Genomic DNA, 16,338 nt, shown 5'->3' with positions numbered 1-16,338 from the left:
TTACGTTGTCACAGGGCTTCAACCTTAGGATTTCTCCACCAGTTGCCTGTCAGCTAATGAGCGTCTTGGTACTTACTCAGATTGGACTTTCACCAATTAGCAATTAACGGCTTGCCTGGGCACGCAAAAATAAAAAGGCGTACCCATCCGGGCCCGCCTTATCAGAATCATTCATATGAGGGTGGTTATGTAAAAAACGCCCGAGTAGAGCGTAATGTGTTAAAACTCGATAAGACCGAGGCTCACCTGCAATGCTTCGTCCACTTTTCCCATCATTTCGTCATCAAGATGGGTAATTTTATCCGTAAGCCGTTGTTTATCAATGGTCCGGATTTGTTCCAGCAGGATGACTGAATCTCGTTCAAAACCATAGCGCTTCGCATTAATTTCAACATGGGTTGGCAGCTTGGCTTTCTGGATTTGCGCCGTGATTGCTGCAATGATTACTGTGGGACTAAACCGGTTCCCGATGTCGTTTTGAATGACAAGTACAGGCCGGACGCCGCCTTGTTCAGAGCCGACAACTGGGGAAAGGTCTGCGAAATAAACGTCACCACGTTTAACAATCAAAGGATTATCCTCCGCTTACAAGACGTTCAACAGTGTGTTCCGCCTCATATTCGGCAAGGAATGCCTCTGACGCAATCGTCAAGTTAATTTTGGCCATCTCCATGTAACCCCGCCTCATTGCTTCGCGAATTTGTCTTTTTTTCCGTTCGCGCATATAAGCTTTTGTTGCCTGGTAAATAAATTCACTGCGGTTCACATTTTCAAGCTTCACAATTCCATCCAACTCGGTTAAAAGATGTTGCGGTAACTTTACCAGGATTTCCGTTGTTGCGCCAGTCTCTGACACAAGCTACACCTCCACCATCACTATACAGACCATTTTATTTCGCCTCAAAAGGCGGTTAAACCAATTTCTCTTTAATTTAAATACAGGTGCTCCTGTCACACGACTTCATTGTCGGACAAGAACTCGCCTTATTTTCTACCAGTTCTAATAATAACATGATTCTCATGGCTTGCAAAGCCAATTCCACAATCAACAAGTAGTATTGGCCAAAAAAAACATAATTAAACACGAAAAGCGTAGGCGGCTCGCCCAGGGGCGACAGGATTAAGACGAGACGGCCAGAAGGCGGTCTTTTCCTTCTTGACGGATTGGCTTAAGACCCCGATCCCCTAGCCGCCGCAGCTAGACATTACGAAAAGCGGAGGCGGCTGTTCAGCCCCGACCAGCTTAAGACAGTTCCTGCAGGATGGGCCTGCCCTCCGGAAGGAAATGGCTTAAGACCCCGAGCCCCTAGCCGCCGCAGCTGGACATCACGAAAAGCGGAGGCGGCAATTGCATGCGTTACTTCCTCGCAGCTTTGCGACGAGCTGAACAAAGCTTCCCCGAGTTTGCTCTGTCGCAGGAGCACCGTTTAGCTCCCTAACACATGATTGTGCATCCCGACAATTTTGCCGTCCTTTTTATACAGGCGCGGAACTCTATTCGAGATGATGCACGGAATTTCATAGTTGATGGTCTCAAGCTTTCTGGCGATTTCATCAATCCTGACAAAATTAGATCCTTGTTTCCCTATTAGCGTGACTTCCGTTCCTACCGGCGCATATTCCTGCAGCCTGACCATACACTGATCCATGCACACCCTGCCGACAATCGGTGCCCGGAGTCCATTTACTAGCACCTCTTGCCCCTGGAGTTTTCGGATCCAGCCATCCGCATACCCAATCGGAATGGTGCCTATCCACTCCTCATTGCTTGCTTCATACGTGGCGCCATAGCTGACCTTTTCTCCTTTATGCAGTTTTTTCACCTGTACAAGCCGGGAGTGAAGAGAAAACGCCTCATTCAACTCGACTGGAAGACTTGATTTTATTTCCGGTGAAGGCGACAGTCCGTACATCGAAATCCCTAGCCTGATGGCATTGAATCTTGCTCCCGCAAATCTCATCCCAGCAGCGCTGTTGCTGGCATGAATGTATTTAGGCCGGACAGTAAGCGATTCGAGGAGAGTTTCGAATTCCTTCAGCTGGTGTTGAAAATAGCTACTCTCCAGTTCATCAGCTGTCGAGAAATGCGTGAAGATTCCTTCAAGTAAAAACCGGGAATCCTGTTCCAAGAAAGCTTCGGCCTGTTTTAATTCATCCAGACCCTTAAAGCCAAGCCTCGCCATCCCCGTATCTACCTTGATATGAATCCGGAGAGAGGAATCCCCAAGAACGCTGGCTGCTTTTTCCAACCATTCGAAGTTGATGGCAGTCAGTGTAATCCGATTCCTCGCCGCTACATGTACATCTTCAGGACGGGTTGCCCCGAGAACTAGGATAGGAGCCGCAATTCCCTTTTTTCGTAATGCCAAGGCTTCATCCATGAAGGCCACCGCGAGATACCCGGCTCCCGCAGCGAGGGCTGTTTCCGCCACTTCCACATCTCCATGGCCATACCCATTTGCCTTTACGACAGCAATCAACTCGACATCGTCGGGCAAAAGCCTTTTAATGGCTGAGGCGTTTTGATAAATCGCATCCAAATCAACTTCAGCCCATGTATCCCTGTAAAAAAAACCTTGTTTCTCCAATTACTTCACTTCCCTGGCATTGTTTCAATTAATTTTTTTATTTTATCATAAATCCTTCTAGGTCTATTAGCAAAATCCTTCTATTCCCGAGTCCAATAATTGGTTGGCGACCAAAGCAAGTTCAATAGCACTAAAAATGGCAGACCCGTCACCCCGGGCCTGCCAGTCAATTTTTTATGGTATATTTCACTTTACCAGGTCGCCCTGAACAGACCTTGCTAGAGTAATCATTTCGTCCTTTGTTAATTGATTCGAAGCAATCCTATAATCAATGCCGTCCTGATTCCAGGTAATGGAGTGGTCTGTTAGTGCCCCGATTGTAAATCCAAGGTCAGCAGGCTCGCCATTCACGTCAGCAGGATAAGATGCAGAGGCAGTCTCGACAGTCCGCTTTTCCTGGATGAGTGTAAATGATTTTTCTCCTCCATAGGTAAGCACCACCCTTTTGCCATCTTCGAGTGAAATTTCTTTTTGATCAAGAAGTGAGACTCCTTTTAATTCAGCAACAGGATATTTTACTGCAAAGGAAGTATCCTTCTGGTCTGCTTCAGCCATTACAGGTGCGCCAATCTGGGCTCTTGTCATGTTTTTCTTCGTTTCAAAGTCATCGGTCTCAAACTTGGCATTAAATTTTACCTTCGAGAACTTTACCGATACAATCGTGTTCCTATCAGCGTCCATGACCTTAACAGAGGCAGGCGACAAGTCTTTGTTCAACTTGATTTCCTGGGTGGGGAGCACTTGATTATTTTGATAGCGTGTTTTTGTTTCAAACACATAATACTCCTTCGACGCGGAAAATTTCGCTTCTTTATCTTCCACTATGTCTCTGATTAAGGATTCGTACAAATAGGCCTGACTGCTGTTTTTTGGCCAGTCGCTTTGAAAACGGAAGCTTTTGTTCAACGCAGGAGTCAAAACAAATACCCCATCGTCGTTTCGGAGGATCATCTGGCTTTGTTCCTTGTTCGCATTCTTCAGTTTCACTCGATAATAAGATGGATCCTTGTGCCAGATTTCAACATCATATACTTGCGGGGTTTTTCCCATGGCAAGTGTCATTTTGGCATTCACTTTATATCCCGATAAATCTTCAAGCTTGTCTGTTAACTCTTTCCGTACAGACTCCTGCGACTTGGAGCCGCATGCGGACAGGACGAAAACCGTTAGCAACCCGGCAACGATCAGCAACATCTTTTTCCTCATTCCTTCAACCCCTTTTGTCTCAAAATCAATCGCTTTTCTATGTCATTACGAATATATGAGACAACCTGGGTGATTATGATAAGGCATGCCAACCTTGGCCAAAAAAAGAGAAACGGTTCTCCTATTCTTCAATCACTACCTGTGCGGCTGCATATTGCTTTGTATGGGTAATAGATAAATGAGTCCGCCGTCCAGCAGGCTTTTGAAAAAAGGGTTTTCCAAGTTCGTCTTTCGCAATTTCAATATCCTGAAAGGATAAAAGCTCCCCGATTCCCGTCCCCAACGCCTTGGCATACGCCTCTTTAGCGGCGAACCTTCCGGCTAAAAATTCCACTTGTCTTTTGGAAGGAAGCGATTCAAACACTTCCAACTCCGCTAAGGTCAAAATTCGGTTTGGGAACCGTTCCTGCCTTTTTAAAAGGTCGCTGATCCTGTCAATTTCGATTAAATCTAAGCCTATCCCTATAATCATATCCATCTTCCTTCTATTCGGGTTATTATACGCATACGAATTTCATGAATGGATTTTTCCGGTACTTTCCGGCTATGATTGAAATGAAAAGAATAACGATTCATTTTGCAACTAATAGACGTTTACCTTAAAAAATCTCCAGAAAGGAGGCCGCGCATGTTCGCAAGAACCGAAAGCCTAGGCCAATTTATCCGTTATTATCCTGTTGTATCTGTCATTATTGCCATTCATCTGGCTTTATATCTGGCAAGCACTTTGCCTATCTTCCCGAATTATTGGTTTTTCGATAACTTCGCAGGCGTTAATTTATATATCACCCATGGAGAGTATTGGCGGCTCTTGACGCCAATTTTTTTGCACGGCGGATTTACCCATCTTCTATTTAACAGCTTTTCGCTCGTATTGTTCGGACCTGGTCTCGAACGGATGCTCGGGCGCGGAAAATTCATCTTTGTTTATTTGGTCTCAGGAATAGCGGCGAATTTTGCCACCTACCTGCTCGAGCCCTTGACCTACCGCCATGTTGGTTCGAGCGGCGCCATTTTCGGACTGTTCGGCTATTATGTTTCCATTGTGCTATTGCGTAAAAGGACAATGTCGCGCCAGGACAGCCAAACAATCGTAACCATCGCCGCCATTAGCATCGTCATGACCTTCCTCCAGCCGAATATCAATATCACTGCCCACCTTTTCGGGCTATTGGCAGGTTTTTTGCTTGGGGCTGCGACAGGCCGCAGATAGATTAAAGGGGAATCGCTGGCCGGCTCCCTTTTTTATTGCCCATTTTTCTTAGTGGCTATTTTCCGGTTAATTATTGCTCATTTTCCGGAGGAGCATTTTTGCCACCGCGGGAAAACCAGCTATAAATGGCCATCGCGTCTGATGACTCCAAATCCCGGACGCCTCCGCCCGCTGTACCGGACCCTGATTTTGCAAAAGCAGCTATCCGCGCAAGGCGGTTCTTCCTTTGAAAATAGCTTTCTCCTATGTCAAGCGACTGGATTCTATTTTTGCGCATATGGACCGTTATTTTAGGTATTCTTCTGTATCGGAGCGACAACTGCTCGCCCTCAAGCCCCCATCCCGCGGCCCGGAATTTCGAATAAGCCCAGACCGCGGCCATTATTGGAATCGCGAGCGCGGCCAATCCCCACGGGCGAAACATAATAGCAACCACAACGGATGGCGGCAATGCAATGGCCAGGTTCCTGAACAGATAGCGTCTGAGCGCCCTAGGTGGGACTGACGTAATCTCCGGCTGAAAATGATAATCAGGCAGATGGATTCCAAGAATGGCGGCAATCTCGCTGGTCTTTACCATCGGCAAAAGAAGTACTCTGGAACTGCCTGGCCCCTCTACCGAACCACCCGCACTGTCGACGAAAACTTCGGCATACCCGAGCATTTGCCGGACAGGACTCTCGACAATCTGGACAGCCTGGATTCGCTGAAACGGAATCGTGAATTTCCTTTTTTCAAGCAGGCCGCGGGAAATGATAAAGTCGGTCTCCGTTTTTTCAAGCGAATAATTCCCATATCTCAGCATCATGCCAAAAACCGCTAGGAGCCACGCAGCAAGAAACGCGAAAAATAACAGAATACTGATAAAAATAACGCCATTTGAAACGAGCGTTTCCAATCCTTTGAACACTTTTTTATAAGGGATCAGTTCCTCAAACTGAAAGATGAACGCCAATACTGCTGAAATGACCACTCCTGCTCCGCCTGATGTGGAAGCCATCAGAAACAGGGACGCGGGAGATAGTTTGTAGACTGTCTCGTTTTGTCCGCCTAGTTCCGCGACATCATTTTCCGATGCTGCTTCCGTTCCAGTTTTGCCCGCTGTGATTGCTTCCTCAAGAATACCGGCCTCATCCTTCGTGATCGCTGCCAGTACCGCTTCGGAACTTTCACCGCGGCCCCCGCCACCCGCCGTTTCAATCTTGATTTGGACTAGCCCCAATGGTCTGTGTAGAATTCCTTCAATCCTGTCGACACTCTGTATTCTTTCAATAGGTATGTATCTTTTTTTCTTAATCAACACTCCGTACTCAAGCCTAAGTTCATTTTCTTCGATCCGGTATGTAAAACGAAGCCACGACACAATTCCGGTTACAAGCGCGAACACGATTCCCGCGACAGCCAGCAGTAAATAAAACTTGTTCCAGCCGCCCCTTGAACCAATGAGTAAAAATGTGGCGAGCGGAATGATCATTTCCTTTAATTGTTTTACCGTATTCACAACTGCCGCTGCGGGGTGGAGCCTTTTCGGTTCAAACATCTTCATCCGCCACCCTTGCAAGCCGTGATATTTGCACTCTAAGCGCTTCGGCTTCCTCTTCTTCCAGGGCCGGAATTTCATGGATTGTCGCAGCCGTGGACACGGAAACCGTCGCCAGTTTATATTTCCGCAAAATCGGGCCCTGGGAAGTATCAACATGCTGGACCCTGACCATCGGGACCAACGTCCGTTTTATTACAAAAAGCCCTTTCTGGATTTCAATCTCCTGTTCCCTTACTTCGTAGCGCCAGCGTTTCCACCAGAGGGAAGGGAGTAAGAATACTGAAAACCATGTATTGGCCACCACCAGTATTAGGACTACTATAGGAATCCATAGCGGCCAGCTGAAAATGATTGAAAGAGCGATCATGGCAATAGCGGGAACCGAGATGAACAGGGTGCCAAGTGCTCCTGACAGCCGCCATACTTTTAGCGCCTTCTTGGAAATTCTTTTCTCAGGCTGTGAAATCATATGTATCCTCCGTTTTCCTTCTATTCATATTTATAGTATAGCGGAGGATAAGTACTGTCGCATTATTATTAATTGGTACGGGGAATTCTGGGTGTTTGGTCTGGCTTTTTCACTTGATGAAGAAAGAGGCCTGGTCAATCATTTCAATTCCCTTATCTTGTTGGAGCTTTAGGTCGTCCATTAACTTGAACAAGGCTGCGTCTTTTCCTTTTGCCTCAATCATGCAATCAATTTCCGGAACAGAGCCTTTTATTTTTTGCAAAAAGTCCATAAACATGTTCGGGTCAATATACTCTGCATGCGCCCTGAATTCCCGTTCCGATTTCGGACTCGAAATATGCATTTTTACCCGGAGCGGTGAATGGGCCCATGAAGCAATAACCCGTTCCCAATCTTCTTCCCAGTCACTTTTTCCGGCATGATGAGCCAGATGGTGATGGTAGTCAAACACACATGGAACACCTAGCTTTTCACACAAATACAAGCATTCTTTCAAAGTGAATGTGGTGTCGTCATTCTCGAGCATGATCATTTCTTGTAAACGGGAGTTCAGGAAGCCCCAGTTATGAATGAACATTTCCAGTGCTTTCTCTTTGTCATTGTATCCGCCCCCGATATGGATGACGCATCGGTGCTTTGGCGGAATCCCCATCTCTTTCAGCATCCGGTAGTGAAGCGAAAGCGTCTGAATGGAAGTTCGTAGGATTTCTTGCTTATTCGTATTCAGCACGACGAAATGATCGGGGTGAAAATCGATTCTAGTAGGATTTTCGGTAATAAATTGAGCGATTTTTTGGAAGCCTTTCTTTAGTGGGCTGATATAGTCCCAGTCCGACAGTTCCTCATGGTTCGCAAGCGGAATCAGGCGTGAGCTGAACCGGAAGAAACGGATGTCATGCGCCGAATTATGCCTGAGCAGCCTTAAGCAATTGGTCAGATTGGACAGGGCGATCCGTTCCAGCTTTCGAAGGGCGGCCTCCCTGTTTTTAAGTTTCTGGAAGTGGGCAAAAGTCATCGTCTGGGACGGAGAGCAGTGCGGGACAGTGGTGCTCATCGCCACATACCCCAGCCGTACAATCGTCATCTCGTGTATACCTCCTGTGATGGGTTTGGTGTTAATATGCGTAGAGGTTGGGGTTTTCATGAGATTAAGGATGGGCGGTGTTATGGGGCGGGAGATGTTTTACCGAAGTCGGTAGGATGGTTTGGACCGAGAGCTGCTGAATTCGCGGGGTGCTGTCCGAACTCGTGGCCACTTCGGACTGAGAACTGCTTAAAACTCAGGTTGCAGTCCGAACATTGTACATCTTCGGACAGCTATAGGGTTTTTGGGAGAATCACTGTCCGAACTTGTGGCCTCTTCGGACAGAGAAACGCTTAAAACTCAGGTGGTAGTCCGAACATTGTACATCTTCGGACTGCTATAGGGTTTTTGGGAGAATCACTGTCCGAACTTGTGGCCTCTTCGGACAGAGAAACGCTTAAAACTCAGGTGGCAGTCCGAACATTGTACATCTTCGGACTGCTATAGGGTTTTTGGGAGAATCACTGTCCGAACTTGTGGCCTCTTCGGACAGAGAAACGCTTAAAACTTGGTTGGCTGTCCGAATATTGAACTACTTCGGACAGCTAAAGGACTTTTGGGAGAATCACTGTCCGAACTTGTGCCCACTTCGGACAGAGAACTGCTTAAAGCTCAGGTGGCTGTCCGAACATTGAACTACTTCGGACAGCTAAAGGCTTTTTGGGGGGAATCACTGTCCGAACTTGTGCCCTCTTCGGACTGAGAACCGCTTAATACTCTCGTGGCTGTCCGAACATTGAACTACTTCGGACAGCTATAGGCTTTTTGGGAGAATCACTGTCCGAACTTGTGACCTCTTCGGACTGAGAACCGCTTAAAACTTGGGTGGCTGTCCGAACATTGAACTACTTCGGACAGCTAAATGCTTTTTTGGGGGAATCACTGTCCGAATTTGTGCTCTCTTCGGACTAAGAACCACTTCCGAAGCAAAAGCCAACCTTATTTATAAAAAGTATTACTAGTATTTCCAAAGGCAGTAAAATGTTTCTTTAATACCCTTGTAATTGTCCTTTTACTCAACCCGGTTTGGCACCATTCCTGTATGCTGCTAGTTGTTATTTTTCTGTCCGGAAATAGAAACTTATACTCGTTCACATTTCTTATTATTGCATCTTCAATTTTTTCCGACTCTCCGCATTTCAAACATAAAAAACGGTTCAAGTTCACAACAAAAAGTTGAGTTTCGCAACACTTTGAAAAAATCCCCTTCCTTAATTGCTCATATTTGTATTCCGGTAATTTTTCAAAGGGATTTTTCGGTTGATTTAGGCTGATTAACGCTTGGGCGAGTTTTTTATGACCATCATTCAGCACAGATTTTGTTTTGTCCAACTCATCTATAAAACGTTTTACTTGGGTTGGATGAATAATTGGTAGATCCGTGGGGGCTTGATATAAAGTGAATTCAGGATGAATGAAGATAGCAAAAGCTTCAACGAGGTAATTCAGTTTGAGGCTGTGGAGAAGCTGCTTGAACAGAAGCAGGCCCCTATTCAATTGTTCGACAGGATTTTTGCATTCCTTTTTTGTCGACAGAAAATATAACTTTCCGTTCTCCCAGAAATAATCGTCGCTATAATTTTTTGTATCAATTAAATGAATCACACCTCCTGAAATAATAACTGTATCAAGTTGAAAATACGATCCGTTCAATTCTAAAAGCAGACCATTGAGGATGTACCTTTCTTAACTTAAGTTCTTTGTCAGCTCATCGAATTTCACCTCACCTTCATAACCTTTCTCCAGGTACGACAGGCGGTACTTGGTATTTTCGGGAAGATCCATTCGCGTGTTAAGATAACGTAAACCTTGTAGCTCATATGATTCAGAACGGCTTTTAACTATCATACTCCACTTCCTTTCATCACTTATAACCTCATTGTATAAAGCGGTTACAAAAATCCGCCATCAAGTTGTGAATATTTTGTTGCATTTTGCAAAAATAATTATTTTAAACCACAAATACGGACGTATAACATTTTCCAAAAATAAAAAAACACGGCCCCAAGGAGAGCCGTGCTGTAAAAATTTAAAATATTATTCAGGACCTTACCTTATTTCGAAAAGCTACGCGGCTTGCCGCCTGTGCGCTTTTCGTACGGGCGCTTTTCACCATAGCGGGAGCCGGAGCCCTTTTTGCGGCGGTCATATCCGCCCTTGGAATCCCCGCGTCCGCCTCTGTTGAATGGCTTCCTGTCACGGTCCCTTCGTTGTGGAAGAGGCGATTCTTCAGTCAGCTTGACAGGCGTTGTATCAGGCTCTTTCGTCAGCATTTTCAACACAGCGGCAACAACTGCTGAAGCATCATGTTTTTCAAGAAGCTCAGTTGCGGCTGCTTTATAATATTGGAGGTTGTTGGTTTCGATTGTTTGTTCGATCCTTTCAACCACTGCTTTTTGCTGGCCTTCCAACGCTTCGTCAAGGGTTGGCGGCGTCATTCTTTCCATTTTACGTTTCGTAGTCCGCTCGACCACGCCTAGGTAAGACCTTTCACGCGGAGTTACAAATGTCAAAGCGACACCAGTTTTTCCGGCGCGTCCTGTACGGCCGATTCTGTGGACATAGGATTCTGGATCCTGTGGGATATCAAAGTTATAGACATGGGTAACGCCGGAAATATCAAGTCCGCGCGCCGCTACGTCTGTTGCTACTAGGACATCGATGGAACCTTCTTTAAACTTGCGCAAAACGGAAATGCGTTTTGCCTGGGTCAGGTCGCCATGAATTCCTTCGGCAGTATAACCGCGTAAAGTAAGAGCTTCTGCAAGCTCATCAACCCGGCGCTTTGTCCGCCCAAATATAATTGCCAGTTCAGGGGACTGAATATCTAGGAGCCTTGTCAAAACGTCAAATTTATTCTTTTCCTGAACCTCGACATAGTACTGCTCGATGGAAGGAACAGTCATTTCCTTAGCCTTCACACGGATAACCTGAGGATTCTTCATGAACTTTTCAGCCATTCGCTGAATCGGTGCGGGCATTGTCGCAGAGAACAACAACGTCTGGCGCTCAGTTGGAATTTGAGCGAGGATCGCTTCAATATCCTCAATGAAGCCCATATTCAGCATTTCATCCGCTTCATCAAGGATGGCGGTGTGCACGGAGTCTAGGCGCATTGTTTTCCTGTTGATATGGTCAATGAGCCTTCCCGGAGTCCCGACAATAATTTGGGGGCCTTTTTTCAATGAACGAATTTGGCGGCTGATATCTTGGCCTCCATAGATTGGCAATACTTGAATGCGCTTGCCGGATCCAATTTTGTAAAGTTCCTCGGAAACCTGGATGGCAAGTTCACGTGTAGGGGCAATGATAATCCCCTGGATGGCGTGGATGGAAGGGTCAATTTTTTCAACGAGCGGGATGCCGAACGCAGCTGTTTTTCCTGTACCCGTTTGGGCCTGTCCAATCAAATCCTTATTTTGCATGCTAAGCGGAATTGTTTCCGCCTGGATTGGCGTTGCCTCTTCAAAACCCATTTTGAGAACGGCTTTCAAGGTTGGTTGGCTAATGCCTAACTCTTCAAACTTAATCAATGTTTTCATTCTCCTTCATGTGTTGCTGTAAATATAGTTTTATACGTGCAGAAAAACGTCCCGAATTCACATAAGAGCATTGTTCCGTTTTCATTCCTCTATTTTAGCAAAAAAAAGACATTCTCCCCAAGGAGTATGCCCTGTAATCACGACCTTTTAGACACGTTGGTGCTTATCATACCATTTTTGCCGATATAATGCAATTAAGCATACGCCTTCTAGCAGGATTCCTGCATTTCGTGCATACCATCAAGAAAGGCGTCAACCTGGGAAAAAAGGGCAATTCTTTCCCGGCAATGGCAAATATGGTGGGCCGATTCTTTTATATAGGTCAAATGCTTCTGTTTTGCCGGAATTGTTTCATAAAGGAACTCCGCACTTTTCGGGGGGACAAGGCTATCGCTTTCTCCCTGTGCGATCAAAGTCGGCGTCTGAATCCGGCATAGCTGGGGCCGGACGAATCCAACGAGCTTCCGGAACTGCATAGCGGCGGAAATAGGTGTTTGTGTTATTTTCCGTTTATAACGCAGGAATAATTCATTTTCCTCTAAATTTCCCTGAACTAAATCCTTTGCCATTTCCTTCAATTCAGATGCCATCTGCCGAGGATTTAAATAATAGGCAGCAGCGCTCAGCAATACAAGCTTATCGACTTTATAAGTAGTTGCCAGGTGGCTGGCGATCAGACCGCCCATTGAAAAGCCGATGACGTAAATTTGATCGCACTGCTTCGACAGTTCAAGATATTCTTGTTCTGCATGGGCGAGCCATTGTTTATATTTTATTCCCCGAAGGGATAGGCTTTCTCCGTGGCCGGGGAGCGTTGGCACACGGAAAACCCAATCAGGGTGCCTGTCTTTCAGATAATCGGCAAGAGGCTGCACTTCATAAGGTGCACCAGTAAAGCCATGGATGCATAAACAGCCTATCATTTCCCTATCACCTTCCAAGCCGGACAGTTATCCCTTATTACTTTCTTTCTCCAGGGATGCAACTACTTCTTCCAATTTCATTCCCCTCGAAGCCTTAACTAAAACTAATGTTTGTGCATTTGTGTGTTTTTTTAATTCTTCACTTAGCATTTCCTTGTCAGTGAAAGAGTAAACCCGTTCAGCGCCAAGTGTCTTTTTAGCCCCTTCAGCGATTTTGGCACCTAGCTTGCCGTATGTGAATACCAGGTTAATTTTGCCAGATTCCAGATTTTCACCTATCTTGAGATGGTATTCATCTTCCAATGGACCAAGCTCCAGCATATCGCCGAGCACGAGGATTTTATTCTCAAATCCATCGAGATTGGATACGAGCTCTATGGCGGCGCTAACTGAAGTAGGGCTGGCATTATACGCATCGTTAATGATTTTTTCGCCATTTCGGCCTTCGGATAGCTCCATCCTCATCTGTGTGAGCTTGACTGATTTGAGGCCTTCCGCCATTTCTTCGAATGGAACGGAGAAATGCCTCGCAACTAGCATCGCGGCCAACGCGTTCATAATATTATGGGTGCCAAGTACCGGCAAAAAGAATCTCTGCTCTGAGAGATTGATGCCGAATTCATTTCCTCTTCCGGACTGTGCAATGCCGACTGGATACATGTCATTGGATTCAGTCCGCCCGAATGTGTGCACGCTAACAGACTCGCTCAAGCCGGACAGCCTTTCCATAAGCAACGGCTCGTCTCCGTTCAAGACAGCCAGTCCGCCATCCTTCAAACCTTCAAGAATTTCAAGCTTCGCCTCAGCAATTCCCTCCCTGGAGCCAAGGTCAAGAAGATGGGACTCGCCAATATTTGTAATAATGACCGCATCCGGGCTGGCGAGCTTCGTTAGAAAAGAAATCTCTCCCCGGCCGCTCATGCCCATCTCCAGAACTGCCACTTCCGTATCCTCATCAAGGTTCAACACAGTGAGCGGCAAGCCGATGTGGTTGTTATAGTTCCCTTCGGTTTTCTGCACTTTATATTTCAAGGACAATAAGCTCGCCGCCATATCTTTGGTCGTTGTTTTGCCATTGCTGCCAGTGATGCCGACTACCTTAACGCCGAGCTGTTTGCGATAGCTCCTAGCCAATTCCTGAAGAGCCACAAGGCAGTCATCGACAATCAATAACGGCAGGCCCTCCGGCGGGTTTGGGACATCCTTTTGCCAAAAGGCTGCGGCCGCTCCATTTTTAATCGCTCCTTCGACGAACTTATGTCCATCCACTTTCTCACCTTTAAAAGGCACGAACAATTGGCCTTTTTCTATTTTCCGCGAATCAATTGAAACACCGCTGATTAAGATGTCCGCAATGGACACCGTGTCATTCAGCACCTCAATCATGTCCGTAATGTCTTTAACCGTTTTCCGAATCACCCAGATTCCCTCCTATGGCAAAAAAGGACACTTCACTAGCAGTGTCCTTCCAGCTTTTTCTAAAAAGTATGTTTAATGCTCTGCTTTTCTGTATGCCTTTCAAGTGCCAGATTTACAAGTTTTTCAATTAATTCTGGGTATTCCACTCCAGTATGCTTCCAAAGGAGCGGGAACATACTGAACGGTGTAAATCCAGGCATCGTATTGATTTCATTAATTAATACCGTTCCGTTTTCCGTCAAGAAGAAATCCGCACGGACTAGACCAGCGCAATCCAATGCCTTAAAAGCCTTGATTGCCATATCGTGGATACGGGTGTAAGTTTCTTTATCAATATCCGCTGGGATGATCAAGGCCGTATTGCCATCTTCATATTTTGCCTTGTAATCATAAAAGTCTTTTTTCGGGACAATTTCACCGGCAACCGATACTTCAGGGGCATCATTGCCGAGGACACCAACTTCAATTTCCCTGGCTTTTACGCCGACTTCAATAATGACTTTCCTGTCAAAAAGGAACGCTTCCTTGAATGCCTGCTCAAGCTCTTCACGGTTACGGCACTTGCTGATCCCGACACTCGACCCCAAGTTCGCCGGCTTCACAAAGCACGGGTAGCCAAGTTGCTTTTCAACTTTTTCATAGGCTCCCTCTTTATCCGCCTCCCATTCACTGCGGATAAAGGAAGTATAATCAACCTGGGCCAGGCCCGCTTCGGCAAAAATGTTTTTCATGATGACCTTATCCATCCCAGCCGAAGATGCAAGCACTCCATTGCCAACATAAGGGAGATTTAATAATTCGAGCAAGCCTTGGACGGTTCCGTCCTCACCATTCGGTCCATGCAAAAGGGGGAAAATAACATCCATTCCACCGTTCCCGGTCTTCCCCGAAAAAATGGCTGGCGCCAAAGCTCCTTCCTCCTGATCAGATGAAAACGCCAATTCCTTGACAGAGTTCACCGGCCCTTGAAGCTGCGGCCCTTTTAGCCATTGTCCTTCCACCGTTATGTAAATCGGATAAATATCAAATTTATTCACATCAAGCGCCTTGATGACGGCCATTGCTGTCTGTAGGGAAACTTGATGCTCCGCAGATTTTCCACCATATAACAAACCGAGTTTTGTTTTCATCTCTCTGAACCTCCCAATTAATTAATCCATCATTCAGGCCTTCTTCAGCCTAAACCAGTTCCCTGGTTACAGGCTTTGCCTTTCCTTTCGCTCTCCTATTTTACCACCACAAAAAAGCAGAAAGGAACGATCATTGTCTTCCATTTATTATTTTATGTGAACCAACGCCTGTCAAAACCAGATCTTACGTAAATTGATTTTAGGCCTTAAATGAACCTAGCTTGGGAGATCTGTCTTTCCCTATATGACAAACAGCTTCCATTCTTTTGTTTTTTTGTCAAAAACGATTTTTGCGTGGCAAGGCTTTCTGACAGATTGGCTGTATGCCTCAACCATATCGTCCATATTGGCAAAGTCACCTATCACCCAGACAGGTATTTCAACCCTGCCCCTTTGCAGCTCCGCATCCTTAATTGAAATGCAGATTCCTTCTTTCATATACGGAACCAATGAAATAAGGAGCTCTTTGTTTACAATCGGATACGAACGCCTTTTCTTAATTCCGAACAATGTCTTTTCGAGTTTTAGATCCCCAAGCTTTAACGGAATGACATAGCCAAGCATAGAAAAAAAGTCCGTGAAGCTGCGGTAATATGTTTTATTGAACCAGCCGTCATCATGGGCCAGATAAACAAATCTGTTATCAAGCTGATTATAGAAAGGCGTCCTTAAATGATGTTTCAAATGGCCGAGATAGAGCAGTTCAGCAATCTCTTGGCCATTCAGCTCATTCAAGCCTTCTTCCTCCGCAAAATCAACCCAGCAAAAATCCCCGTACGCATGTATATCCTCACGGGCCAGTTTACCAATCCGTTCTCTCGGAACATATTCAAACCTAGTATGCCGGTTAAAATCCCCATCGTCGAATTGATGTTTCAATAATAGAAGATGATTTGCAAACTCTGAAAAAGCAGCGGCAAACTCACGGAATTCGATACCGCAGGACATGACATATTGAGCTGGCTGGTTGAGATGGACATAGATGAGGTCCCGTACGTCCCGATTATGCTTTTTCAAAGGCAAACTCCTCCGTTCCATATTAAAGTTCCCTACCCATCATAACAAAAACCGGGGAAATTTTCGCATGTAAACATACCTTCCAAGCAAACAATTTTAACAGGCGCCGAGAACACATATATCAGTTAAAATGAACCATACTTTCTCTTTGGCTAAAAGAATCTCTTGCCTATTTGCTTCAAATTAGGGAAATCTTTATATTGG

16 protein-coding genes are annotated in these 16,338 nt (G+C 45.7%); 1 reads left to right on the top strand and 15 read right to left on the bottom strand.

The annotated features are described in order from the left end of the window. Positions 1–219 precede the first annotated feature (219 nt). From D1B31_RS19615 to acpS, 6 genes are all read right to left on the bottom strand, one after another. Positions 220–570, bottom strand: a complete 351-nt coding sequence (locus D1B31_RS19615; protein WP_118923598.1) for a type II toxin-antitoxin system PemK/MazF family toxin — start codon at positions 568–570, stop codon at positions 220–222. 4 nt (positions 571–574) lie between these two features. Then, a complete protein-coding gene (locus D1B31_RS19610; protein WP_066197417.1) occupies positions 575–856 on the bottom strand; it encodes a CopG family ribbon-helix-helix protein in 282 nt (93 codons plus the stop codon). 349 nt (positions 857–1,205) lie between these two features. Next, on the bottom strand, positions 1,206–1,424 hold the full coding sequence (locus tag D1B31_RS19605; protein ID WP_118923596.1) for a hypothetical protein: 219 nt from the start codon (positions 1,422–1,424) through the stop codon (positions 1,206–1,208). 3 nt (positions 1,425–1,427) lie between these two features. Further along, complete coding sequence (gene alr, locus D1B31_RS19600; protein WP_118923594.1) at positions 1,428–2,588, bottom strand: alanine racemase; 1,161 nt, start codon at positions 2,586–2,588, stop codon at positions 1,428–1,430. 186 nt (positions 2,589–2,774) lie between these two features. Beyond that, positions 2,775–3,794, bottom strand: coding sequence for a LolA family protein (locus D1B31_RS19595; protein ID WP_118923592.1), 1,020 nt, complete (start codon positions 3,792–3,794; stop codon positions 2,775–2,777). Between the two features lie 121 nt (positions 3,795–3,915). Further along, entirely contained in the window at positions 3,916–4,266 is a 351-nt protein-coding gene (gene acpS / locus D1B31_RS19590) for a holo-ACP synthase (RefSeq protein ID WP_118923590.1), read from the bottom strand. 156 nt (positions 4,267–4,422) lie between these two features. Between acpS and D1B31_RS19585 the strand changes: the two genes are divergently transcribed. Then, positions 4,423–5,007 (top strand): rhomboid family intramembrane serine protease, encoded by a 585-nt coding sequence (locus D1B31_RS19585; protein ID WP_118923588.1) that lies wholly within the window; start codon positions 4,423–4,425, stop codon positions 5,005–5,007. A 70-nt stretch (positions 5,008–5,077) separates the two neighbouring features. Here the strand turns inward: D1B31_RS19585 and D1B31_RS19580 are convergent, their stop codons facing one another. The 9 genes from D1B31_RS19580 to D1B31_RS19540 form a co-directional block, all read right to left on the bottom strand. After that, positions 5,078–6,547 carry a PH domain-containing protein gene (locus D1B31_RS19580; RefSeq protein ID WP_118923586.1) on the bottom strand — a complete coding sequence of 490 codons (1,470 nt, stop codon included), beginning with the start codon at positions 6,545–6,547 and terminating at the stop codon, positions 5,078–5,080. Then, entirely contained in the window at positions 6,540–7,019 is a 480-nt protein-coding gene (locus D1B31_RS19575) for a PH domain-containing protein (RefSeq protein WP_118923584.1), read from the bottom strand. The genes D1B31_RS19580 and D1B31_RS19575 overlap by 8 nt, the downstream gene beginning before the upstream one ends. A 109-nt stretch (positions 7,020–7,128) precedes the next feature. Continuing rightward, a complete protein-coding gene (gene uvsE, locus D1B31_RS19570) occupies positions 7,129–8,103 on the bottom strand; it encodes a UV DNA damage repair endonuclease UvsE (protein WP_118923582.1) in 975 nt (324 codons plus the stop codon). A 939-nt stretch (positions 8,104–9,042) separates the two neighbouring features. Continuing rightward, a complete protein-coding gene (locus D1B31_RS19565) occupies positions 9,043–9,780 on the bottom strand; it encodes a nuclease-related domain-containing protein (RefSeq protein WP_338036495.1) in 738 nt (245 codons plus the stop codon). Between the two features lie 377 nt (positions 9,781–10,157). Then, positions 10,158–11,579: a degradosome RNA helicase CshA gene (gene cshA / locus D1B31_RS19560; protein ID WP_420846134.1), complete on the bottom strand. Its 1,422-nt coding sequence runs from the start codon at positions 11,577–11,579 to the stop codon at positions 10,158–10,160. A gap of 275 nt (positions 11,580–11,854) precedes the next feature. Then, on the bottom strand, positions 11,855–12,568 hold the full coding sequence (locus tag D1B31_RS19555) for an alpha/beta hydrolase (RefSeq protein ID WP_118923578.1): 714 nt from the start codon (positions 12,566–12,568) through the stop codon (positions 11,855–11,857). A gap of 27 nt (positions 12,569–12,595) precedes the next feature. Beyond that, positions 12,596–13,987 (bottom strand): UDP-N-acetylmuramoyl-tripeptide--D-alanyl-D-alanine ligase, encoded by a 1,392-nt coding sequence (locus tag D1B31_RS19550; RefSeq protein WP_118923576.1) that lies wholly within the window; start codon positions 13,985–13,987, stop codon positions 12,596–12,598. A 59-nt stretch (positions 13,988–14,046) separates the two neighbouring features. Further along, positions 14,047–15,117: a D-alanine--D-alanine ligase gene (locus D1B31_RS19545; RefSeq protein WP_118923574.1), complete on the bottom strand. Its 1,071-nt coding sequence runs from the start codon at positions 15,115–15,117 to the stop codon at positions 14,047–14,049. Positions 15,118–15,357: 240 nt separating this feature from the next. Beyond that, on the bottom strand, positions 15,358–16,134 hold the full coding sequence (locus D1B31_RS19540; RefSeq protein WP_118923572.1) for a hypothetical protein: 777 nt from the start codon (positions 16,132–16,134) through the stop codon (positions 15,358–15,360). Between the last annotated feature and the right edge of the window lie 204 nt (positions 16,135–16,338).

Source organism: Neobacillus notoginsengisoli (genome assembly GCF_003515685.1).
Classification (GTDB): domain Bacteria; phylum Bacillota; class Bacilli; order Bacillales; family Cytobacillaceae; genus Bacillus_D; species Bacillus_D notoginsengisoli.
The sequence above is the reverse complement of the archived record's forward strand: the minus strand, read 5'-3'. Positions and strand labels throughout refer to the sequence as shown.

Bases quoted from the DNA above. Each gene is read 5' to 3' on its own strand.
- D1B31_RS19555 (WP_118923578.1), bottom strand. From the start codon at position 12,568: ATGATAGGCTGTTTATGCATCCATGGCTTTACTGGTGCACCTTATGAA.
- D1B31_RS19585 (WP_118923588.1), top strand. From the start codon at position 4,423: ATGTTCGCAAGAACCGAAAGCCTAGGCCAATTTATCCGTTATTATCCT.
- cshA (WP_420846134.1), bottom strand. From the start codon at position 11,579: ATGGGTTTTGAAGAGGCAACGCCAATCCAGGCGGAAACAATTCCGCTT.
- uvsE (WP_118923582.1), bottom strand. From the start codon at position 8,103: ATGACGATTGTACGGCTGGGGTATGTGGCGATGAGCACCACTGTCCCG.
- D1B31_RS19575 (WP_118923584.1), bottom strand. From the start codon at position 7,019: ATGATTTCACAGCCTGAGAAAAGAATTTCCAAGAAGGCGCTAAAAGTA.
- D1B31_RS19580 (WP_118923586.1), bottom strand. From the start codon at position 6,547: ATGTTTGAACCGAAAAGGCTCCACCCCGCAGCGGCAGTTGTGAATACG.
- D1B31_RS19595 (WP_118923592.1), bottom strand. From the start codon at position 3,794: ATGAGGAAAAAGATGTTGCTGATCGTTGCCGGGTTGCTAACGGTTTTC.
- D1B31_RS19545 (WP_118923574.1), bottom strand. From the start codon at position 15,117: ATGAAAACAAAACTCGGTTTGTTATATGGTGGAAAATCTGCGGAGCAT.
- acpS (WP_118923590.1), bottom strand. From the start codon at position 4,266: ATGATTATAGGGATAGGCTTAGATTTAATCGAAATTGACAGGATCAGC.